At 65.9% G+C, this 17,723-nt stretch carries 14 protein-coding genes; 8 read left to right on the top strand and 6 right to left on the bottom strand.

Going from position 1 to position 17,723, the window contains the following annotated elements; genetic code table 11:
• The first annotated feature begins 123 nt into the window (after positions 1 to 123).
• The 3 genes from trpB to NTCA1_RS20645 all read left to right on the top strand — a co-directional run bounded on the left by trpB (position 124) and on the right by NTCA1_RS20645 (position 3,553).
• Positions 124 to 1,365 carry a tryptophan synthase subunit beta gene (gene trpB / locus NTCA1_RS20655; protein WP_159831673.1) on the top strand — a complete coding sequence of 414 codons (1,242 nt, stop codon included), beginning with the start codon at positions 124 to 126 and terminating at the stop codon, positions 1,363 to 1,365.
• A gap of 4 nt (positions 1,366 to 1,369) precedes the next feature.
• On the top strand, positions 1,370 to 2,146 hold the full coding sequence (gene trpA / locus NTCA1_RS20650) for a tryptophan synthase subunit alpha (RefSeq protein ID WP_159831672.1): 777 nt from the start codon (positions 1,370 to 1,372) through the stop codon (positions 2,144 to 2,146).
• 111 nt (positions 2,147 to 2,257) lie between these two features.
• Entirely contained in the window at positions 2,258 to 3,553 is a 1,296-nt protein-coding gene (locus NTCA1_RS20645) for a folylpolyglutamate synthase/dihydrofolate synthase family protein (protein ID WP_159831671.1), read from the top strand.
• A gap of 10 nt (positions 3,554 to 3,563) precedes the next feature.
• Here the strand turns inward: NTCA1_RS20645 and NTCA1_RS20640 are convergent, their stop codons facing one another.
• A complete protein-coding gene (locus NTCA1_RS20640) occupies positions 3,564 to 4,901 on the bottom strand; it encodes an MFS transporter (protein WP_159831670.1) in 1,338 nt (445 codons plus the stop codon).
• Between the two features lie 111 nt (positions 4,902 to 5,012).
• Here NTCA1_RS20640 and NTCA1_RS20635 point away from each other — a divergent pair, with 111 nt between their 5' ends.
• Both NTCA1_RS20635 and rsmD read left to right on the top strand, forming a co-directional pair.
• Positions 5,013 to 6,386: a pseudouridine synthase gene (locus NTCA1_RS20635; protein WP_201282553.1), complete on the top strand. Its 1,374-nt coding sequence runs from the start codon at positions 5,013 to 5,015 to the stop codon at positions 6,384 to 6,386.
• Positions 6,383 to 6,958 carry a 16S rRNA (guanine(966)-N(2))-methyltransferase RsmD gene (gene rsmD / locus NTCA1_RS20630; protein ID WP_159831669.1) on the top strand — a complete coding sequence of 192 codons (576 nt, stop codon included), beginning with the start codon at positions 6,383 to 6,385 and terminating at the stop codon, positions 6,956 to 6,958. Before NTCA1_RS20635 ends, rsmD begins: the two co-directional genes overlap by 4 nt.
• Before the next feature lie 43 nt (positions 6,959 to 7,001).
• Here rsmD and NTCA1_RS20625 read toward each other — a convergent pair whose 3' ends face one another.
• Entirely contained in the window at positions 7,002 to 7,640 is a 639-nt protein-coding gene (locus tag NTCA1_RS20625) for a hypothetical protein (protein ID WP_159831668.1), read from the bottom strand.
• 160 nt (positions 7,641 to 7,800) lie between these two features.
• Between NTCA1_RS20625 and NTCA1_RS20620 the strand changes: the two genes are divergently transcribed.
• The gene (locus NTCA1_RS20620) at positions 7,801 to 10,077 is read left to right on the top strand and encodes an ATP-dependent helicase (protein WP_159831685.1); all 2,277 of its coding nucleotides are present in this window, start codon (positions 7,801 to 7,803) and stop codon (positions 10,075 to 10,077) included.
• Between the two features lie 9 nt (positions 10,078 to 10,086).
• Here the strand turns inward: NTCA1_RS20620 and NTCA1_RS20615 are convergent, their stop codons facing one another.
• From NTCA1_RS20615 to NTCA1_RS20605, 3 genes are all read right to left on the bottom strand, one after another.
• Positions 10,087 to 11,520, bottom strand: coding sequence for a carboxylesterase/lipase family protein (locus NTCA1_RS20615; RefSeq protein ID WP_159831667.1), 1,434 nt, complete (start codon positions 11,518 to 11,520; stop codon positions 10,087 to 10,089).
• A 154-nt stretch (positions 11,521 to 11,674) separates the two neighbouring features.
• Positions 11,675 to 13,081 carry a DEAD/DEAH box helicase gene (locus tag NTCA1_RS20610; RefSeq protein ID WP_159831666.1) on the bottom strand — a complete coding sequence of 469 codons (1,407 nt, stop codon included), beginning with the start codon at positions 13,079 to 13,081 and terminating at the stop codon, positions 11,675 to 11,677.
• A 230-nt stretch (positions 13,082 to 13,311) separates the two neighbouring features.
• The gene (locus NTCA1_RS20605; RefSeq protein WP_159831665.1) at positions 13,312 to 13,926 is read right to left on the bottom strand and encodes a hypothetical protein; all 615 of its coding nucleotides are present in this window, start codon (positions 13,924 to 13,926) and stop codon (positions 13,312 to 13,314) included.
• A gap of 147 nt (positions 13,927 to 14,073) precedes the next feature.
• Between NTCA1_RS20605 and NTCA1_RS20600 the strand changes: the two genes are divergently transcribed.
• Together NTCA1_RS20600 and NTCA1_RS20595 are read left to right on the top strand one after the other, a co-directional pair.
• Positions 14,074 to 15,495: an FAD-binding oxidoreductase gene (locus NTCA1_RS20600; protein WP_159831664.1), complete on the top strand. Its 1,422-nt coding sequence runs from the start codon at positions 14,074 to 14,076 to the stop codon at positions 15,493 to 15,495.
• A gap of 164 nt (positions 15,496 to 15,659) precedes the next feature.
• Positions 15,660 to 16,430: a SapC family protein gene (locus tag NTCA1_RS20595; RefSeq protein ID WP_086493934.1), complete on the top strand. Its 771-nt coding sequence runs from the start codon at positions 15,660 to 15,662 to the stop codon at positions 16,428 to 16,430.
• Positions 16,431 to 16,727: 297 nt separating this feature from the next.
• Here the strand turns inward: NTCA1_RS20595 and NTCA1_RS20590 are convergent, their stop codons facing one another.
• Positions 16,728 to 17,681: an N-formylglutamate amidohydrolase gene (locus NTCA1_RS20590; protein WP_159831663.1), complete on the bottom strand. Its 954-nt coding sequence runs from the start codon at positions 17,679 to 17,681 to the stop codon at positions 16,728 to 16,730.
• Between the last annotated feature and the right edge of the window lie 42 nt (positions 17,682 to 17,723).

Here is a 17,723-nt window from a genome sequence, read left to right as displayed (position 1 = left end):
CAGACATTATCTTGCCAATGCAGGTATGCCTGTTGCAAGGTTTGCAATTGAAAACAGACTTGCCGATCCCAAGGCATGTTAGGCGCTGGACTTGATCGCTGTGCTCTGCCAATCGCCCGGATCATGACCGCACCGACGCCCGTGAACAGTTTCCGCACGCTCCCCGACGAAACCGGCCACTTCGGCCAGTTCGGCGGGCGCTACGTCGCCGAAACGCTGATGCCGCTGATCCTCGATCTCGAGAAGGAATACCGCAAGGCACAGCAGGATCCCGCGTTCTGGGCGGAATTCGACGCGCTGATGAAGGACTTCGTGGGCCGCCCGAGCCCGCTCTACTTCGCACCGCGCATGACCGACTATTTCCGCGCCAAGGCTCCCGCCGGAAAAGGCCCGAAGATCTACTTCAAGCGCGAAGAGCTGAACCACACCGGCGCGCACAAGATCAACAATTGCATCGGCCAGATCCTGCTCGCCATCCGCATGGGCAAGACCAAGATCATCGCCGAAACCGGCGCGGGCCAGCACGGCGTCGCCACGGCGACCGTTGCGGCGCGCTTCGGCCTGCCCTGCAAGATCTTCATGGGCGCCAAGGACATCGAGCGCCAGAAGCCCAACGTGTTCCGCATGAAGCTGCTGGGCGCCGAAGTCGTCTCCTGCGAAAGCGGATCGCAGTCGCTGAAGGATTCGATGAACGACGCGCTGCGCCACTGGGTCGCGAACGTCCACGACACCTTCTACATTATCGGCACTGCCGCCGGCCCGCACCCCTACCCGGAACTGGTGCGCGATTTCCAGTCGATCATCGGCAAGGAAACCCGCGAGCAGATGCTGGAGAAGGAAGGCCGCCTGCCCGACATGCTGGTGGCGGCCGTGGGCGGCGGATCGAACGCGATCGGCCTGTTCCACCCCTTCCTCGACGATGCCGAAGTCCAGATGACCGGCATCGAGGCTGCGGGCCACGGCATCGACACCGACAAGCACGCCGCCTCGCTCACCGGCGGCAAGCCCGGCATCCTGCACGGCAACAAGACCTACCTGCTGCAGGACGAGGACGGCCAGATCACCGAGGCGCACTCGATCTCGGCCGGTCTCGACTATCCGGGCCTCGGGCCAGAGCACTCCTGGCTGCACGAGAGCGGCCGCGTGAACTACGTGCCGATCACCGATACCCAGGCGCTCGAAGCGTTCCAGCTCTGCTGCGAACTGGAAGGCATCATCCCGGCGCTCGAAAGCGCGCACGCGCTGGCCGCGCTGCCGCAGCTGACGGCGGAGATGGACGAGGACAAGCTCCTCGTCGTCAACGTCTCGGGCCGCGGCGACAAGGACATCTTCACCGTCGCCGAAGCGCTGGGCGTGGAGCTTTAAACCAATGACCCGCTTCGAAACCGCATTCGCAAAAGGCCCGGCGCTCGTCTGCTTCATCACCGGGGGTGACGGCGACACGGCCGCCAATCTCGACGCGCTGGTCGAAGGCGGCGCCGACGTGATCGAACTCGGCATGCCCTTCACCGATCCCATGGCCGACGGCCCGGCGATCCAGGAAGCGAACATCCGCAGCCTCGACGCGGGTACCAGGACCGCCGACATTTTCGGCATGGCGAGCGAGTTTCGCGCCCGTCATCCGCAGGTTCCGCTGGTGCTGATGGGCTATGCCAACCCGATGATCGCGCGCGGTGCGGACTGGTTCGCAGACGAATGCGCCAAAGCCGGAGTGGACGGCGTGATCTGCGTCGACATCCCGCCCGAGGAAGATGCCGAACTCGGTCCGGCCCTGCGCGCGAACGACGTCTCGCTGATCCGCCTTGCCACCCCCACCACCGATGCCGCGCGCCTTCCGGCCGTGCTCGAAGGGTCGTCGGGCTTCCTCTACTACGTATCGGTTGCAGGCGTGACCGGGATGCAGCAGGCGGCGCAAGGCTCGATCGAAGACGCGGTGGCGAAGCTCAAGGCGGCCAGTTCGATCCCCGTCGCCGTCGGCTTCGGCGTGCGCACCCCCGAGCAGGCCAGCGAGATCGCCAAGGTCGCGGACGGCGTGGTCGTCGGCTCCGCGCTGGTCGATCTGGTCAAGCAGCACGGCACCAATGCCCCGGACCATTTGCGCGCGCTGACCGCAGCGCTGGCCGAGGCGGTTCACGCCGAACGCTGAGACTTCAAATTCGTCCCAAATTTCGTCATTGCGCAAAGCATGACGACGCAGCAATCCGTACATCGCGGCAGCCGCCAAGGCTTGCCGCGATGTGCTTTTTCAGACGGTGCCATGAAAGACTTCGCCACTTCCGAAGACCCGCGCGTTCAGGCCCAGCTTGACCGCCTTGCCGCGCTCTCGATCCCGCAGGGCCGCCTCGGCCTGGAGACGATCCACGCGCTGCTCGAACGGCTCGGCGATCCCCACAGGCGCCTGCCGCCGACTTTCCATGTCGCCGGAACCAACGGCAAGGGATCAACCTGCACATACTTGCGCTTCATGCTGGAAGCTCAAGGCCTCAAGGTCCATTCCGCCACCAAGCCGCATCTGGTGCGCTACAACGAGCGTATCCGCCTGGGCGGCAAGCTGATCTCCGACGCGATGCTGGCCGACCTGCTGCGCGAAGTTCTAGACGCGGGCGAGGCTCTCGGCCCCAGCTTCTTCGAAGTGACGACGGCGGCGATCTTCCTGGCCTTTGCGCGCGAACCGGCAGACGCCTGCGTGATCGAAGTGGGCCTCGGCGGCAGGCTCGACGCGACCAATGTGATCGACCATCCCGCGGCCTGCGGCATCGTCACCCTCGGCATCGACCACGAGGCCTTCCTGCTGCGCCCCGAACAGGGCGCGCCCGAAGATCCGCTGGCCCGCATCGCTTTCGAGAAGGCGGGCATCGTGCGCGGACCTGCGCCGGTCGTGACGCTCTCCTATCCCGAGAGCGCCGTGCTGGAAATCGAGCGCGCGGCGCTCACCGCAGGGGCACCCCTGCACATGCGCGGGCGCGACTGGGACGCGGCTGTCGGTGACGTGATCGAATATTCCGACCGCCACGGCGAACTCGCCCTGCCGCTGCCCAGCCTGCCCGGCACCCATCAGGCCGAGAACGCCGCACTGGCGGTCGCCATCCTGCGCCATCAGGACCGCGTTGCGGTCTCTCCCGAGGCCATGGCCGAAGGCATTCGCACCGCACATTGGCCTGCCCGCCTCCAGCGCCTTTCGGCAGGTCCCCTGACCCGCCACGCAGGCGCGCGCGCGGTCTGGCTGGACGGGGGGCACAATCCCGATGCCGGTCTCGCCATCGCCCGCCATTTCGCGGGGCAGCGGCTTCACCTCGTGATCGGCATGCTCGCGAACAAGGATCCCCGCGCCCTCACCGCCCCTCTGGCGGAGAGCATCGCCAGCATCCACGCAGTGCCGGTGCCCGGTCACGAGTGCCATGGCCGGGCAGGCTTCGGGCCCTCGGCCCTTGCCGCAGCGACCGTGGAAGCGGCTCTGGCGGCCCTGCCCGACGACGGACTGCCAGTGCTGATCGCCGGATCGCTCTATCTGTCCGGCGTCGTGCTGGAGGCGAACGGGGAAATACCGGAGTGATGCCAGCGCATCAGGAAGGCTGATCCGCCTCCAGCTCCGCCGTGTCCTCGGCCGCCGTGCCCATCGCCTGATCCACGAGCCCGGTCCGGCACATCCACCAGAACAGCACGATGCCCGGCAGGGCTGCGACGGTGGTCAGCAGGTAGAAGTTCACATAACCCATCGCCTCGATCAGCGCGCCTGCGGTGGTGCCGGTGAGCAGACGCCCGACCACGCTGGCCGCCGCCGAAATCAGCGCATACTGCGCGGCGGTGTAGCGCAAGTCGCAGAGCGCCGAGAAATAGGCGATCACGACAACGCCGCCATAGCCCGAAGCGATATTCTCGAAACCGATCGCGCCCGCCATGCCCCAGTTGCTGTGCCCGGCCGCCGCCAGCGCCGCGAAGCTGAGGTTTGAGGCTCCCATCAGAATCAGCGAGATCAGCACCGAACGCTTGAGCCCCATCTTCGCGAAAGCCACGCCGCCGATGAACACGCCGATCAGATAGGCCCAGAAACCGAGACCGACGTCATAGAGCGCGATTTCGTCGTTCGAGAACTTGAGGTCGTCGAACAGCAGGCGGAACGTCAGGTTGGCCAGCGTGTCGCCGATCTTGTGAACGAGAATGAACGTCAGCACGAGCACCGCACCGTTGCGGCGGAAGAACTCGGCGAAAGGCCCGGCGATGGAATTCCACACTTCCACCACGCCGCGCTTCTCGACCACGACCTTGCGGCGCTCCGGTTCGCCCAGCAGCATCGCGGTGAGCATCGCGGGTAGCGCGAAGAAGGCACAGGCCGCATAGCCGGCGCTCCAGCCGTGGCGGGCAGAGATCACCAGCGCCAGTGCGCCCGCCCCCGCCGAACCGATGCGCCAGCCGTACTGGCTCATGCCCGATCCGGTGCCGAGTTGGTAAGGCTTGAGCGTCTCGATGCGATAGGCGTCGATCACGATATCGAAGCTGGCACCCGCCACGCCCACCAGCACGGCGGCGATCACGGTCGCGGAAATGTCGGCGGCGGGATCGACGAAGGCAAGGTTCAGCACCGCCGCGATCACGAAGAGGCCGCAGACCATCATCCACGAGACGCGCTGGCCCATGTTGCCCAGCACCGGCAGGCGTACGCCGTCGATGATCCAGGCCCAGAACACCTTGAGGTTGTAGACAAGGAACGCCAGCGTGAAGGCGGTGACGGTCTTTTTGTCGATCCCGTCCTGCGCCAGGCGTGTGGTCAGCGTGGCGCCGATCATCGCATAGGGAAAGCCAGAGGACAGGCCGAGCGCGAAGGAGGCGAGCGATTCCTTCTCGAAATAGGGTTTGATCGCATCCCAGACGCCGCGACGTTGTTCGATACTTTGGGCGTCCACGCAGTAGTCTCCGGCTCCGACACACGAATATGCCAAGTTGGCGCACCCTAACGCCGCCTTGGCGCAAGGGAAGGCTGGATGAAGCGGCGATCAACAGGTATGGGCGGGCGAATGTCCAAACCTCCTTTCAAATCCGGCGGCCCGAAGCGTGGCGGCTCTTCCCGCGATGGCGGCTCCTCCCGTGGCCCTTCGCGCTCCAGTTCAGGTACCGGAGCCCGGCGCGGCGCCGGTCGGGGTGATTCAGGGCGGGAAGAAGGCGGTCGGGGACGTGCCTATCGCGACGGCCCCGCACGGGACGCGCGCGATACGCGTGCGGCGCGGGACGAACGCCCGGCACGCGGCGGCCGCAGCGGCCGTGACGAAAAGCTCTTCGGCCGTAACGAGCGCCCGGTCCGCGACGAGCGCCGCTTGCGCGATGATCGCCCTTCCCGCACCGAACGCCCTGCACGCGGCGATCGGCCGTTCCGTGACGAACGGCCATCGCGCGACGGTGCCCCGACACGGGGCGAGCGCCCCGCCCGTGCGGCCGGCGCTACGCGAGACGGCGCGCCGCGCCGCAGCACCGGCGCACGATTCGGCGAACAGGAATCGCGCGGCAATACTCGCGGTAGTGCTTATGCGCCGCGTGGACCGCGCCAATCGGATTCCGCACGCTTCGACAGCGAACGCCCCCGCCGCAAGCCCCCCCGTCCTGCCCCACAGGCCGCAGCGCCCACGCCCAAGACCCCCGGCATGCCGGTGCGCGAGGGCGAACGCATCGCCAAGCTGCTGGCCCGCGCAGGCATCGCCAGCCGCCGAGAAGCCGAGCGCCTGATCATCGAAGGCCGGGTCAAGCTGGGTGAAGAGGTGATCGAGACGCCATCCACCGTGCTCCCCAACCTCAGGGGCGTGACCGTGGACGGCAACCCGGTCCGCGATGCGGAAGAGACCCGCCTTTTCATTTTCCACAAGCCCTCGGGCCTGCTGACCGCCGAACGTGATCCGGCCGGGCGCCCCACGATCTACACCGCCTTGCGCAACGCCCTGACCGAAGGCAGCGGCCGCGTCATGCCGATCGGCCGTCTCGACCTCAATACCGAGGGGCTCCTGCTCCTGACCAACGACGGCGAGTTCAAGCGCCAGCTTGAGCTTCCCGCCACCGGCGTGCCGCGCACCTATCGCGCCCGTACTTTCGGCGACATCACCCAGGCCCAGCTCGAAGACCTGATCGAAGGCATCGAGGTCGAGGGCGTGGTCTACGGCAAGATCGACGCCAACATGGAGCGCCGCACCGGGCGCAACCAGTGGATCGAGATGACCTTGACCGAAGGCAAGAACCGCGAAGTGCGCCGCGTGCTCGAACACCTCGGGCTTCAGGTCAGCCGCCTGATCCGCGTCTCCTACGGTCCGTTCCGCCTGCTCGACCTGCCCAAGGGCATGGCCGTGGAAGTCTCCCCGCGCGATCTCGAGAACTTCCGCCGCACCCTACCGGACGCCCAGTCGTGAAAGGGGCTCCCGGCAAGACCGGATTACGTATCGTCGCGGGTGAGTGGCGCGGCCGCAAGCTGGCGGCACCGGAAGGCGATACCACCCGCCCTACTGCCGACCGCACCCGCGAAACCCTGTTCTCCATGCTCGCAAGCCGCCTCGGCACGTTCGAGGGGCTGAAGGTCGCCGACCTCTTCGCAGGATCGGGCGCACTGGGGCTGGAAGCACTTTCACGGGGGGCTGCCCACTGCCTTTTCGTGGATCAGGACGCAGCGGCGATCCGCGCCATACGCAGCAATATCGCCAATCTTCACGCCCAGTCCCGCAGCGACGTCCGCGCAGCTTCCGCGCTGTCGCTCGGCGCCGCGCGCGAACCGCTCGACCTCGTCCTGCTCGACCCGCCCTATGACACGGGCGCCGGAGCGGTGGCGGTCGACAAGCTAGCGCGTCTGGGTTGGATTGCCGAGCATACCTGGGTCAGCGTCGAAACCGCCAAGGCCGAGACGGTGGCGATTCGCGGCTTCGAGGTCGAATCCACGCGCGATGTCGGCAAGGCACGGCTGCACATCCTGCGCCGCACCGGAGAATAAAAGCAGGCCGGTCCCGCAAAGTCCGGGACCGGCCTGTTTCCGACTATTTCCCGCCGCGATTGCGGCAGTTATCGGTCACGGTCTTGCTGCAGACCGGATAGTCCTTGTTCATGGCCGTCGCGGGAGGCGGCGTCATGGCGCCCTTGTATGGGCCTCCCTGATAGTTCTGGTCGGCCGGCATGGCCGGACGTACCGTCTGATCCGCCGATTGCGGATCGGGAACGCCGGTGGTCGGCATGCCTTCACCCGGAGGGTTTGCCTGTGCCGGAGGCGTGGTCGGCGTCTTGCCTGCCATCTGCTGCGAGATCGAATTCCACGCGATCGCCTGCTGTTCCGGCGTCATCTTGTAGATCTGCCCGCGCTGATCGGGCGTGAGCGCCCAATAACCCTTCTGTTGGGGTGCGGTGAGGCTCCAGTAATAGGCCTGATATTCGGGCGTCCACGAATCGTAGTCGGCGCGCTGCTCGGGCGGCCAGGTATCGTAAGTAGACTTCTGCTCCGGCGTCATCGTCGAGGGCGTGATCGGCTTTGCCATACCTGCGCTCGGTGCGGACGGGGTTGCCGGTGGTGGAGGCGCTTCGGGGGCAGCCGGCATATCGCCGACGGTGCTCTGGCCGTGGATCACGCTCGCCATGCTCAGCACGGACAGCGCCGCCGCGCCTGAAAGGAGATATCTGCGCATCTCTGGTTCTCCTCTTGCTCTTGTTGTTCTTCGCGAGAAACCTCTCCGTGACAGGCGGACTCCCGGCGCCGGGGGATTGTTCCACCCCTGCGACGAACCGGCCTTGCGCCGCGACACTCCGTTCCCTAGATGTTCACGGGTGAACGATCTGCAACCCTCGATGCCCGACGCTTCTTCCGACCCCCTGATCGAGGGCCTGAACCCGCCGCAGCGCGAAGCGGTCCTGACCACCGAAGGCCCCGTGCTGATGCTCGCCGGTGCAGGTACGGGCAAGACGGCGGCGCTCACCCGCAGGCTTGCGCATCTGGTCCGCAGCCGCCTCGCCTGGCCCAGCGAAATCCTCTGCGTCACTTTCACCAACAAGGCCGCGCGGGAGATGCGCGAACGCGTGGGGCATCTGATCGGTCCCGCCGTCGAAGGCATGCCCTGGCTCGGCACGTTCCATGCGATCGCCGCCAAGATGCTGCGCCGTCATGCGGAACTGGTGGGGCTGCAGCCCAACTACACCATCATCGATACCGACGATCAGCTCCGCCTGCTCAAGCAGCTCATCCAGGCCGAAGGACTGGACGAAAAGCGCTGGCCTGCGCGCCAGCTTGCCGGATGCATCGATCGCTGGAAGAACCGCGGCCTCAATCCCGCCGATCTCGATGCGGGCGAGAACGAGGCTTACGCCAATGGGCGCGGCCAGAAGTTCTACCAGCTCTACCAGGATCGCCTGAAAGCGGTGAACGCCTGCGATTTCGGCGATCTGCTGCTGCACATGCTGAACATCCTGCGCACCAACCGCGAGGTGCTCGAACAGTACCAGCAGCGCTTCAAATACGTGATGGTGGACGAATATCAGGACACCAACCAGGTCCAGTACCTCTGGCTGCGCCTCATCGCGCAAGTGCGCAAGAACATCTGCGTAGTGGGGGACGACGACCAGTCGATCTATTCCTGGCGCGGCGCGGAAGTGGCCAATATCCTCAAGTTCGAAAAGGATTTTCCGGGCGCCAAGGTGATCAGGCTGGAGCAGAACTATCGCTCCACTCCCCAGATCCTAGCCGCCGCTTCGGGCCTGATCGGAGAGAACACGCAGCGCCTCGGCAAGACGCTCTGGACCGAGCGTCACGCCGGAGACAAAGTGCGCGTCATCGGCGTCTGGGACGCCCCGGAGGAAGCCCGCCGCGTCGGTGACGAGATCGAGCGGCTTGAACGCGAGGGCGCCCCGCTCGACCAGATCGCCATCCTCGTGCGCGCCCAGTACCAGACGCGCGAATTCGAAGACCGCTTCATCTCGATCGGCATGAAATACCGCATCGTCGGCGGCTTCCGTTTCTACGAGCGCGCCGAAATCCGCGACGCCCTCGCCTATCTGCGCGTCATTGCCCAGCCTGCGGATGATCTCGCTTTCGAGCGCATCTACAATGCCCCCAAGCGCGGGCTTGGTGCCAAGGCTCTCGAAGCGCTCCACACGCTGGCCCGCCGCCGGGGCATTCCGCTGGCCATGGCCGCGATCGAGATCGCCGATACCGACGAGCTTCCCGCCCGCGCGCGCAACACCTTCCTGGCGTTGATGCGCGATTTCGCCCGCTGGCGCGACCTGTCGGGCACCGAGAACCCGGCCGACCTCCTGCGGACCGTTCTGGACGAAAGCGGCTACACCGACGCGCTTCAGGCCGAAAAGACGCCGGAGGCATCCGGTCGCCTGGAAAACCTCGTCGAACTCGCCCGCGCCATGGACGAATACGAAGGCCTCGGCGATTTCCTCGAACACGTCAGCCTCGTCATGGATAACGACGCGGCCTCGGACGAGGAAAAGGTCACGATCATGACCATGCACGCCGCCAAGGGGCTGGAATTCGATCACGTCTTCCTGCCGGGCTGGGAAGAAGGCGTGTTCCCCTCGCAGCGGGCCATGGACGAAGGCGGCCTGGCCAGCCTGGAGGAGGAGCGCCGCCTCGCCTACGTTGCCATCACGCGGGCACGGCGCAAGTGTACGATCCTTCATGCCGCCAACCGCCGCATCTACGGCCAATGGACCAGTTCCATCCCCTCGCGCTTCATTGCCGAACTGCCGGACGATCACGTCGAAAGCGAAACCACGCTGTCGGGCGGCGCTTCGCTGTGGCGCGCGCAGTGGTCGGAAATGGGCGATCCTTTCGCCGATGTCGCCCGCGCCCAGCCCGCACGCACCGTCACGCGCGGCCCGGGCTGGCAGCGCGCCGCCGCCCGCGAATTCGATCCCGCCCCGCGCAAGATCGCCGAATCGACCCGCAGCGCCGCCAGCTTCGCCGCCAAGCCGCGTACCGATCTCGAGATCGGCAGCCGGGTGTTCCACGAGAAGTTCGGTTACGGTGCCGTCGTCTCGCAGGAAGGCAACAAGCTGGAAATCGAATTCGAACAGGCCGGGCGCAAGCGGGTGCTCGACAGCTTCGTCAAACCGGCCTGAACCGGCGCTTCAAAGGCCTGACTTGAGCGGGGCGGCCTTGATCCGGGCCAGCCACGGATCCGCGCCATATTTCGCGGTTCCATCCGGCGCGAAGTCGAGGATATCGCCGCCTTCTCCCGTCCGGGCCTGCCATTGGGGCAGCGAATCGCCGTTGGGATTGCCGCTGCGGGCGAAATTCACGAGGTAGGTGCTGATCGTCCGCCCCATCGCATCGTCACGCGCGCTTGTAGCGGCTCCATATTTCACCGCCTGCGTATCGAAGAAGAAGGGGATATCCGTGGCATGTCCCGCCCCCTTCCCGCCTCCCGCAAGCGAAGTCGCCACATAGGAAAAGCGGTATTCGTAGACCGGGACCCCGGCCCTGGCGACGAGACCGGCGATCTGCCTGGCCCCGGCGATCATCCCCCCGCTCACCCCGCCGATATCGTCGCTTGTCGCGCCGATCAACATCGGGACGTGGTGGAAGTGCCCTTCCTCGTAAGCCTTGCGCTGGTCCACCGCCACGCGGCCGTCCGGGAACGGGCTGGCGAAAGTGCGGGGCTGGCCGTCCGGCACGAAGAGCGCGGCCAGATTGAGCCCGTCTACCACCTGCTCGCCGGAAAGCCCCCGCAGCTTTTCCAGAGCCTGCGGATCGTCCTGAGCGATTCCCTTGCCCTCGGCAAAGCGCACACCGATCGCTTCGGCCGAGGACAGGTCCGATCCGGCCAGTGCGGTGCCGTTGCCGCCCGACATGACCACCGCCTTGTCGAACAGTCCTTCAGCTTCGGGCGAGGTCACCAGATTGTGGACCGACATGCCCCCGGCGCTCTCGCCGATGATCGTGACGTTGTCCGGGTCACCGCCGAATGCGGCGATATTGCGCTTCACCCAGCGCAGCGCGGCCAATTGGTCCATGTAGCCGTAATTGCCGGTGCGCCCGCCGTCCTCGGCGGCGCGCGTGAGCGCAGGATGGGCGAAAGTGCCGAAACGGCCGACCCGGTAGTTGAAGCTGAAGAACACCGCGCCCTTGCGCGCCAGTTCCGCACCCGAATATGTCGGAGGCGACGCGCCGCCGTTCACGAAGCCGCCGCCGTAGATCCACACGATGACAGGCAGCTTGCCCTTCAGCTCGGCCGGGCGCCAGACATTGGCGTAGAGGCAATCTTCGGCAGGCGGCGTGCCCAGCGGCGCTGCGTCTCCGTCGAAGGGCTTCTGCATGCAATCGTGCCCGTAAGCGGCGGCACTGCGCACGCCATCCCAATGCGCGGCAGGCTGCGGTGCGCGCCAGCGCAGCGGCCCCACAGGCGGCGCTGCAAAGGGAATGCCCTTCCAGCTTGCCACATCGTTTTCGATGGTGCCGCGCAGCAGGCCGCTTTCCACGCGGACTTCCGAACCGCTTTCCGCGAGGCCCGCGCAGGAGCTGGTGAGCATGCCCGCAAGAGCCAGTATCTGCCTGATCTTCATGGAAACCCCGCTGCCGAGAAGCTGTCGCGGCAACCTCGCACGGGCCGACGGGGGGAGGCAAGCGCCATCGAGCACGTCGGCAGACGAACCAATGCCGCTTGCAGATCTTGTCAGGTGCCTGTTTTAGGCGCCAGATTCTCAGGCGCCGGTATTTTTATGCAAGCGCGGAAACGTGCAGGAATTCGGGGATCGGGCCGTTCCAGCCGTCATCCGCCGGTTCCTGCTCACGGCGACGCGAGCGGTTGCCTTCCGAGCGACGTTCGCGGCGCTGTTCGTCACCGCGGCTTTCTCGGCGCGGAGCGCGTTCTTCCCGGATCGGGGTGCTATCCTCGCGAACGGCGACGCGCTCTTCACGAACGGGCGCACGTTCTTCGCGAGCGGGCGAACGCTCACGCTTTTCGCGGCGTGGCTTTTCCTCGCGCGCCGGCGCCGGGGCGGCCTCTTCGGCAGGCATCTGATAGACCGGAATCTTGCCGCCGGTCAGCTTCTCGACATTGTCGATCGCCTCGGCATCTTCAGGCGCCACGAAAGTGAAGGCGCGGCCGGAAGCACCGCCGCGGCCCGTACGGCCGATGCGGTGGACGTAATCGTCCGGGTGCCAGGGGGTGTCGAAGTTGAAGACGTGGCTCACGCCTTTCACATCGAGACCGCGCGCCGCCACGTCGGAGGCGACCAGGATATTGATCGATCCGTCCTTGAACCGCTGGAGTTCGGCTAGGCGGGCGGGCTGGTCCATGTCGCCGTGAATCTCACCGGCGGCAAAGCCGTGCCGCTTCAGGCTCTTGGCCAGTTCGCGCACAGTGGTCTTGCGGTTGGCGAAGATGATCGCGGTGGACACATCGTCATTGCGCAGCAGGTGACGCAGCACTTCGCGCTTCTTGCGCGTAGTCACCGCGACCTTGTGCTGGACGATGTTGGTGTTCGTCGTCGCCGGGCGGGCCACTTCGATATATTTGGGGTTCGACAGGAACCGGTCGGCCAGCTTCTTGATCACCGGCGGCATCGTTGCCGAGAACAGCAGCGTCTGCCGGTTGGTGGGCAGCTTGGAGCAGATCGTCTCGATATCAGGGATGAAGCCCATGTCGAGCATGCGGTCCGCCTCGTCGATGACCAGCAGTTCGCAGCCCGTCAGCAGGATCTTGCCGCGCTCGAACAGGTCCATCAGGCGGCCCGGCGTGGCGATCAGCACGTCCACGCCTTCCTGAAGCGCCTTGACCTGATCGCCCATCTGCACGCCGCCGATCAGCAGCGCCATCTTGAGGTCGTGGTTCTTGCCGTACTTCTCGAAATTCTCGGCGACTTGAGCAGCGAGTTCGCGCGTCGGTTCGAGAATCAGCGAGCGCGGCATCAGCGCGCGGCGCCGACCGTGGGCCAGAATGTCGATCATCGGCAGCACGAAGCTGGCCGTCTTGCCGGTACCGGTCTGGGCGATGCCGATGAGGTCCTTCATCATCAGGACCGGGGGAATCGCTTGCGCCTGGATGGGAGTCGGCTCGCTGTAGCCGGCAGTTTCCACCGCTTGCAGCAATTCGTCAGACAGGCCGAGATCGGCAAAGTTCATAGACAGTCAGGTCTCATAGGCAGGAATCTTGCGAGAATGCAGGGTACTTCGATTATGTCGCGGCGTGGCAGCGGACATCGAATCACGGGATCCGCGCGCAAGCCAATCGTACACCTGCGCGCCGCCTAGTCGGGAAATAGCGCAGAAGTCAAGGAAATCCGCGCAAGGCAGCACAATTGGCTCCGCAGGACGCGGCGCAAATGCAAAATGCAGGTCCCGTCGGACCTGTCCTAACGCCCGGTCGCCACCAGCTGGCGAATGCGCGTCAGCTTGCAGGTCGTTCCGCTACGCGAAAGAAGTTCGTCGCGGTCCACGCAAAGCTGCCCGTCGGAGGTGCGCGACAGCAGGAAGCCGGAATAGAACGCACCCGCACGGCATCCGCGCTCCAGATCGGCACCGACGACGCGGCGGTCGCGCATGAACAGCAGCAATCGGCTCTGGCCATCGGGTTGGACCCCCGCGATCCCGGACATGGGCAGGCACTTGCCGATCTTGCGCTCCGAATAGCGCGGCGCATCGTCGCCGCGCCCCGGCATGCCCATCAGCATGTCCGGCGGCGCGGGCATCTGCGCGCGCGGGCTGATGCGAATCGTCATGCGCTGCTCGATCCGCACTTGCCAGGCGCTGTCCGGCTCCACCTGTTCGAAAGCTTCCGCCGCGAAAGGCCAGGCGCTTGGCGAATCGGGAAAATCGTCCGGCCAAGCATAGCCCTGAACGCCTGGCACGGCGACCGGTTCGCGGGGTTCCTCATGCTTCGAACGGCCGCCGTCGCCCGAGCCGCCGCCCAAGCCGACTGCGGGCAGCAGCAGCGCAAAGGGGTAGAGCAGAACGGAAGCGAGATTCATGAAAGGGAACGGTCCTCGGGCGCGCGCGTCATGCCGAATTAGAGCAAGACCTTGAACCGGCGCTTAACTCGGCACGACGCATGTCCCGGTCGATACCCCGCAAAGAGCGCTGGTGAAACCTTTCTCCGCCTGTGCCATATCGCCGCCATGACGAACACCGACAGCTTTCTCGCCGAAGCCGCCGACCTGCTCGGCCCGCGCGGTTTCACCACCGACGCCGACCTCCTCACCCCCTGGCTGACCGACTGGCGCGGGCGCTACACCGGCCGCGCCCTCGCCCTTGCCTCCCCTGCCGATGTCGAAGAAGTGGCCGCTATCGTGCGGCTCTGTGCCAAGCATGGCGTGCCGATCGTCCCCCAGGGCGGCAACAGCGGCATGTCGGGCGGCGCGACTCCCGATTCGAGCGGCGCGGCGATTTTGCTGTCGCTGCGCCGGATGAACGCGATTCGTACGCTCGACACCGAGGCCCGGCAGGTCACTTGCGAGGCGGGCGTCGTGCTCCAGACGCTTCATGAGGCAGCGGAAGCGAAAGGGCTGCGCTTTCCGCTCTCGCTCGGCGGCAAGGGCTCGGCCACGGTCGGCGGGCTGATCTCGACCAATGCCGGGGGAACGCAGGTCCTGCGTCACGGCTCCATGCGGGCGCTGGTGCTGGGACTGGAGGCGGTATTGCCCGACGGTCAGGTCTTCTCGATGCTGACGCCGCTGAAGAAGGACAATCGCGGCTTCGACCTCAAGCAATTGCTGATCGGTTCGGAAGGGACGATGGGCGTGGTGACGGCCGCGACCCTGGCACTGTCCCCGGCCGTAGCCGAGCGCGTGGTGGTATGGGCGGGCGTGCCCTCGCTTGGCACCGCGCGCAAGCTGCTCCTGCACTGCGAGGCGGCGGTCTGCAATGCGCTGGAAGGCTTCGAAGTCCTGCCGCAGGCCTGTCTGGAAGCCGTGCTCGACCATCTTCCAGATACCCGCGCACCACTCGCCGAGGGCCACGCCTGGCACGTCCTTATCGAAGTCGTCGCGGACAGTTCCGCAGCGGCGACGCTGCGCGATCGTTGCGAGGCGATGATGGCCGACGCTTTCGAGAACGAACTCGTCGAGGACGCCGCGATGTCGACGAGCGAGGCTCAGGCCGAGGCGATGTGGCTGCTGCGCGAATCGATTTCGCCTGCGGAGCGCGCCCGCGGACCTGCCGTCCAGCATGACATCTCCGTGCCGGTGGAAAAGATGCCGGACTTCGTGGAGACCACGATTCCCATGATCGAGGCGAAATGGCCCGGCACCGAGGCCATCGCTTTCGGCCACCTCGGGGACGGCAATGTCCACTATCACGTGATCGCCCCCAGCGTCACCGACGGCCCCGCCTGGCAGGCCGGTGAAGGCAAGGCGATCAGCCGCTACGTCCACGACCTCGTCACCGAATGGGGCGGCTCGATCTCTGCAGAGCACGGCATCGGCCAGCTCAAGAGGGACGAACTGGCTCGCCTGGGCGATCCCGTCGCGCTTTCGGTGCTGCGCACGGTCAAGCGGGCGCTCGATCCGCAGGGCCTTTTCAACCCCGGAAAGCTGGTCTGAGCGCGGCCTGAGGCGCGCCGGATCGGCAAATCGACAGGCCGCGCGGGCTGGACAAGCCCGACTCGCCCGATATCCCCGTTTCGGCGGGCGCGCCGCTTGCGCCCGCCTCGCGCAGCCCCTAAAGCGGCGCCTTCGAAATTTCCTGTCTTGCGGAGAGTATCGCAATGGCCACCGCGCCGCAGAATCCTGCCCTGCCCCTGTTCTACAAGGACCTCGTGCCGCTCAACTCGCAGCAGCACACCACCTGGAAGACCCGCTCGACCGACAAGGCGACCTGGCTCGTCGGCGTGAACTCGATCCCGCTGACCGTCGAGGAATTCCCGCAGGCCCAGCGCCATTTCCCGATCATCTTCACGGCCGGCGAGAACCCGGTTCCGCTCGTGCTGATGGGCATGAACGAAGGCGTGAACGTCTATGTCGACGAAGACGGCACCGTGAACACGCCGGTCTACATCCCGGCCTATGCGCGCCGCTATCCCTTCATGCTGGCGCGCCTGCGCCCCGATGCCGAAGAACTTTCGCTCTGCATCGACCCCACCAGCGATCTCGTGGGCGAAGGTGAAGACGGCGAAGCGCTGTTCGACGGCACCGAGCCCACCGAAGCCACCACGAACATGCTCAAGTTCTGCGAGAACTTCGAGATCGCCGGCACCAAGACCGCCAACTTCATGGCGGAACTGGCCAAGCACAACCTGCTGATGGACGGCGAACTGAACATCGACATCGGCACCGGCCAGCCCTTCACCTATCGCGGCTTCCAGATGGTCGACGAGACCAAGCTGCGCGAAGTGCGCGGCGACGTTCTGCGCCAGTGGAACCAGAACGGCATGCTGCCGCTGATCTACGCCCACCTCTTCTCGCTCGACCTCGTGCGCGAAATCTTCGGTCGCCAGGTTTCGCAGGGCAAGGGCCCGCAGGTCCTGCCCGCCGCCTGATCCGGCTCGGAGCGGAGGTTTATGACATAATTGTCACACCTCCGCTCCTTTATGCGACGCCATTCAAACCCGTGCTTGCAAAACATATCTCGCTTGCCCCATTCTAGGGGTTGAATGTGCCATCAGGCTTGCTATGTTAGGGCTACCTGATCGGCGCTACCCTCATGGCCCGGTCGGGTTTGGTGCACATCGTGCACCTCCTCCCTGAACCTTGGCCACCTCGCGCATCGCGCGAGGTGGTTTTTTAATGCCCTGAGTTCTCGCGGGCGATCTCAAAAAAGCATTGCGAAACGCGGACTATTCCGCTGCCTGGGCCCAGACCTTGCTGCCCCGGTCCTGCGCAAGATCGCATACCGCCGTCGCCAGACGACGCACCAGCCCCGAGAGCAGTTCGATCATGGCCTCCATGCCCGGCCCCGGCTCGACAAGTCGCGAATCGAGATAGCAGCTACGGTCGATTTCCAACTGCAGGGCGTGGATCGATTCGTTCGGCGCGCCGTGCCGATCGAGTACGTAGCCGCCTGCATAAGGACGATTGTGGGCCGCCTCCCACCCCTGCTCGGCAAAATGCGAAAAGGCCGCGCCGATCAGGCTGCCGTGGCAGCTTGCCCCGAACCGATCCCCGACCACGAAGCGTGCAGGCTCGCATCCCGGCCTCGGCACCAGCGGCGGCATCGAATGCAGGTCAAGCAGCAGCGCCGCTCCCCAGCGCTCCCGCAGATCCCCCAGGACCTTGCCCAGAGCGGTATGATAGGGCTCATGCACATTATCTACGCGCGCCTGGAGATCGGCGCGCTCCAGGCGCCCCCTCCAGATTTCACCCATCCCGGGCAAGCGGCGCGGAATGAGACCCAGCCCGCTGCGTACCCGACGACTCGGCAAGCCGCGCGACCCCTCCGGGCGCGACGCCCGGGTGAACATTTCCCAATCGACGTCGTCCGGGGCGCGATTGAGATCGATCATCGCGCGCGGCGCCTGAGCATAGAGCAAGGGCGCGCCCGTCGCCCGGGCAACGCCTTTGGCGATGCGATCGACGAAACGATCCTCCAGCTTGACCGCGACCGTTTCCGGGTGCCGCATCCCCTGAAGCAGCGACGAGGGATAGGCGCGCCCCGCGTGCGGCGCTGCGATCAATATCGGAATTGCGGAAGGTTCGGCCGCCGAGAGCACGAAAGCCGGAATGCCGGCCGCGCCGGGAATACGGCCTCCGGCACCTTGTTGCGAATCATTCTCGCCTTTGGGATCGCTCATGGCGCTCAGGCTGGCCCTTTCCCGAAGCGCTGTCAAAGCGTC

Origin of the sequence: Novosphingobium sp. TCA1, from assembly GCF_009811895.1 — a bacterium.
Classification (GTDB): Bacteria; Pseudomonadota; Alphaproteobacteria; order Sphingomonadales; family Sphingomonadaceae; genus Novosphingobium; species Novosphingobium panipatense_A.
Note: the sequence above shows the minus strand (reverse complement) of the source record. Positions and strands in the feature narration are given on the sequence as shown.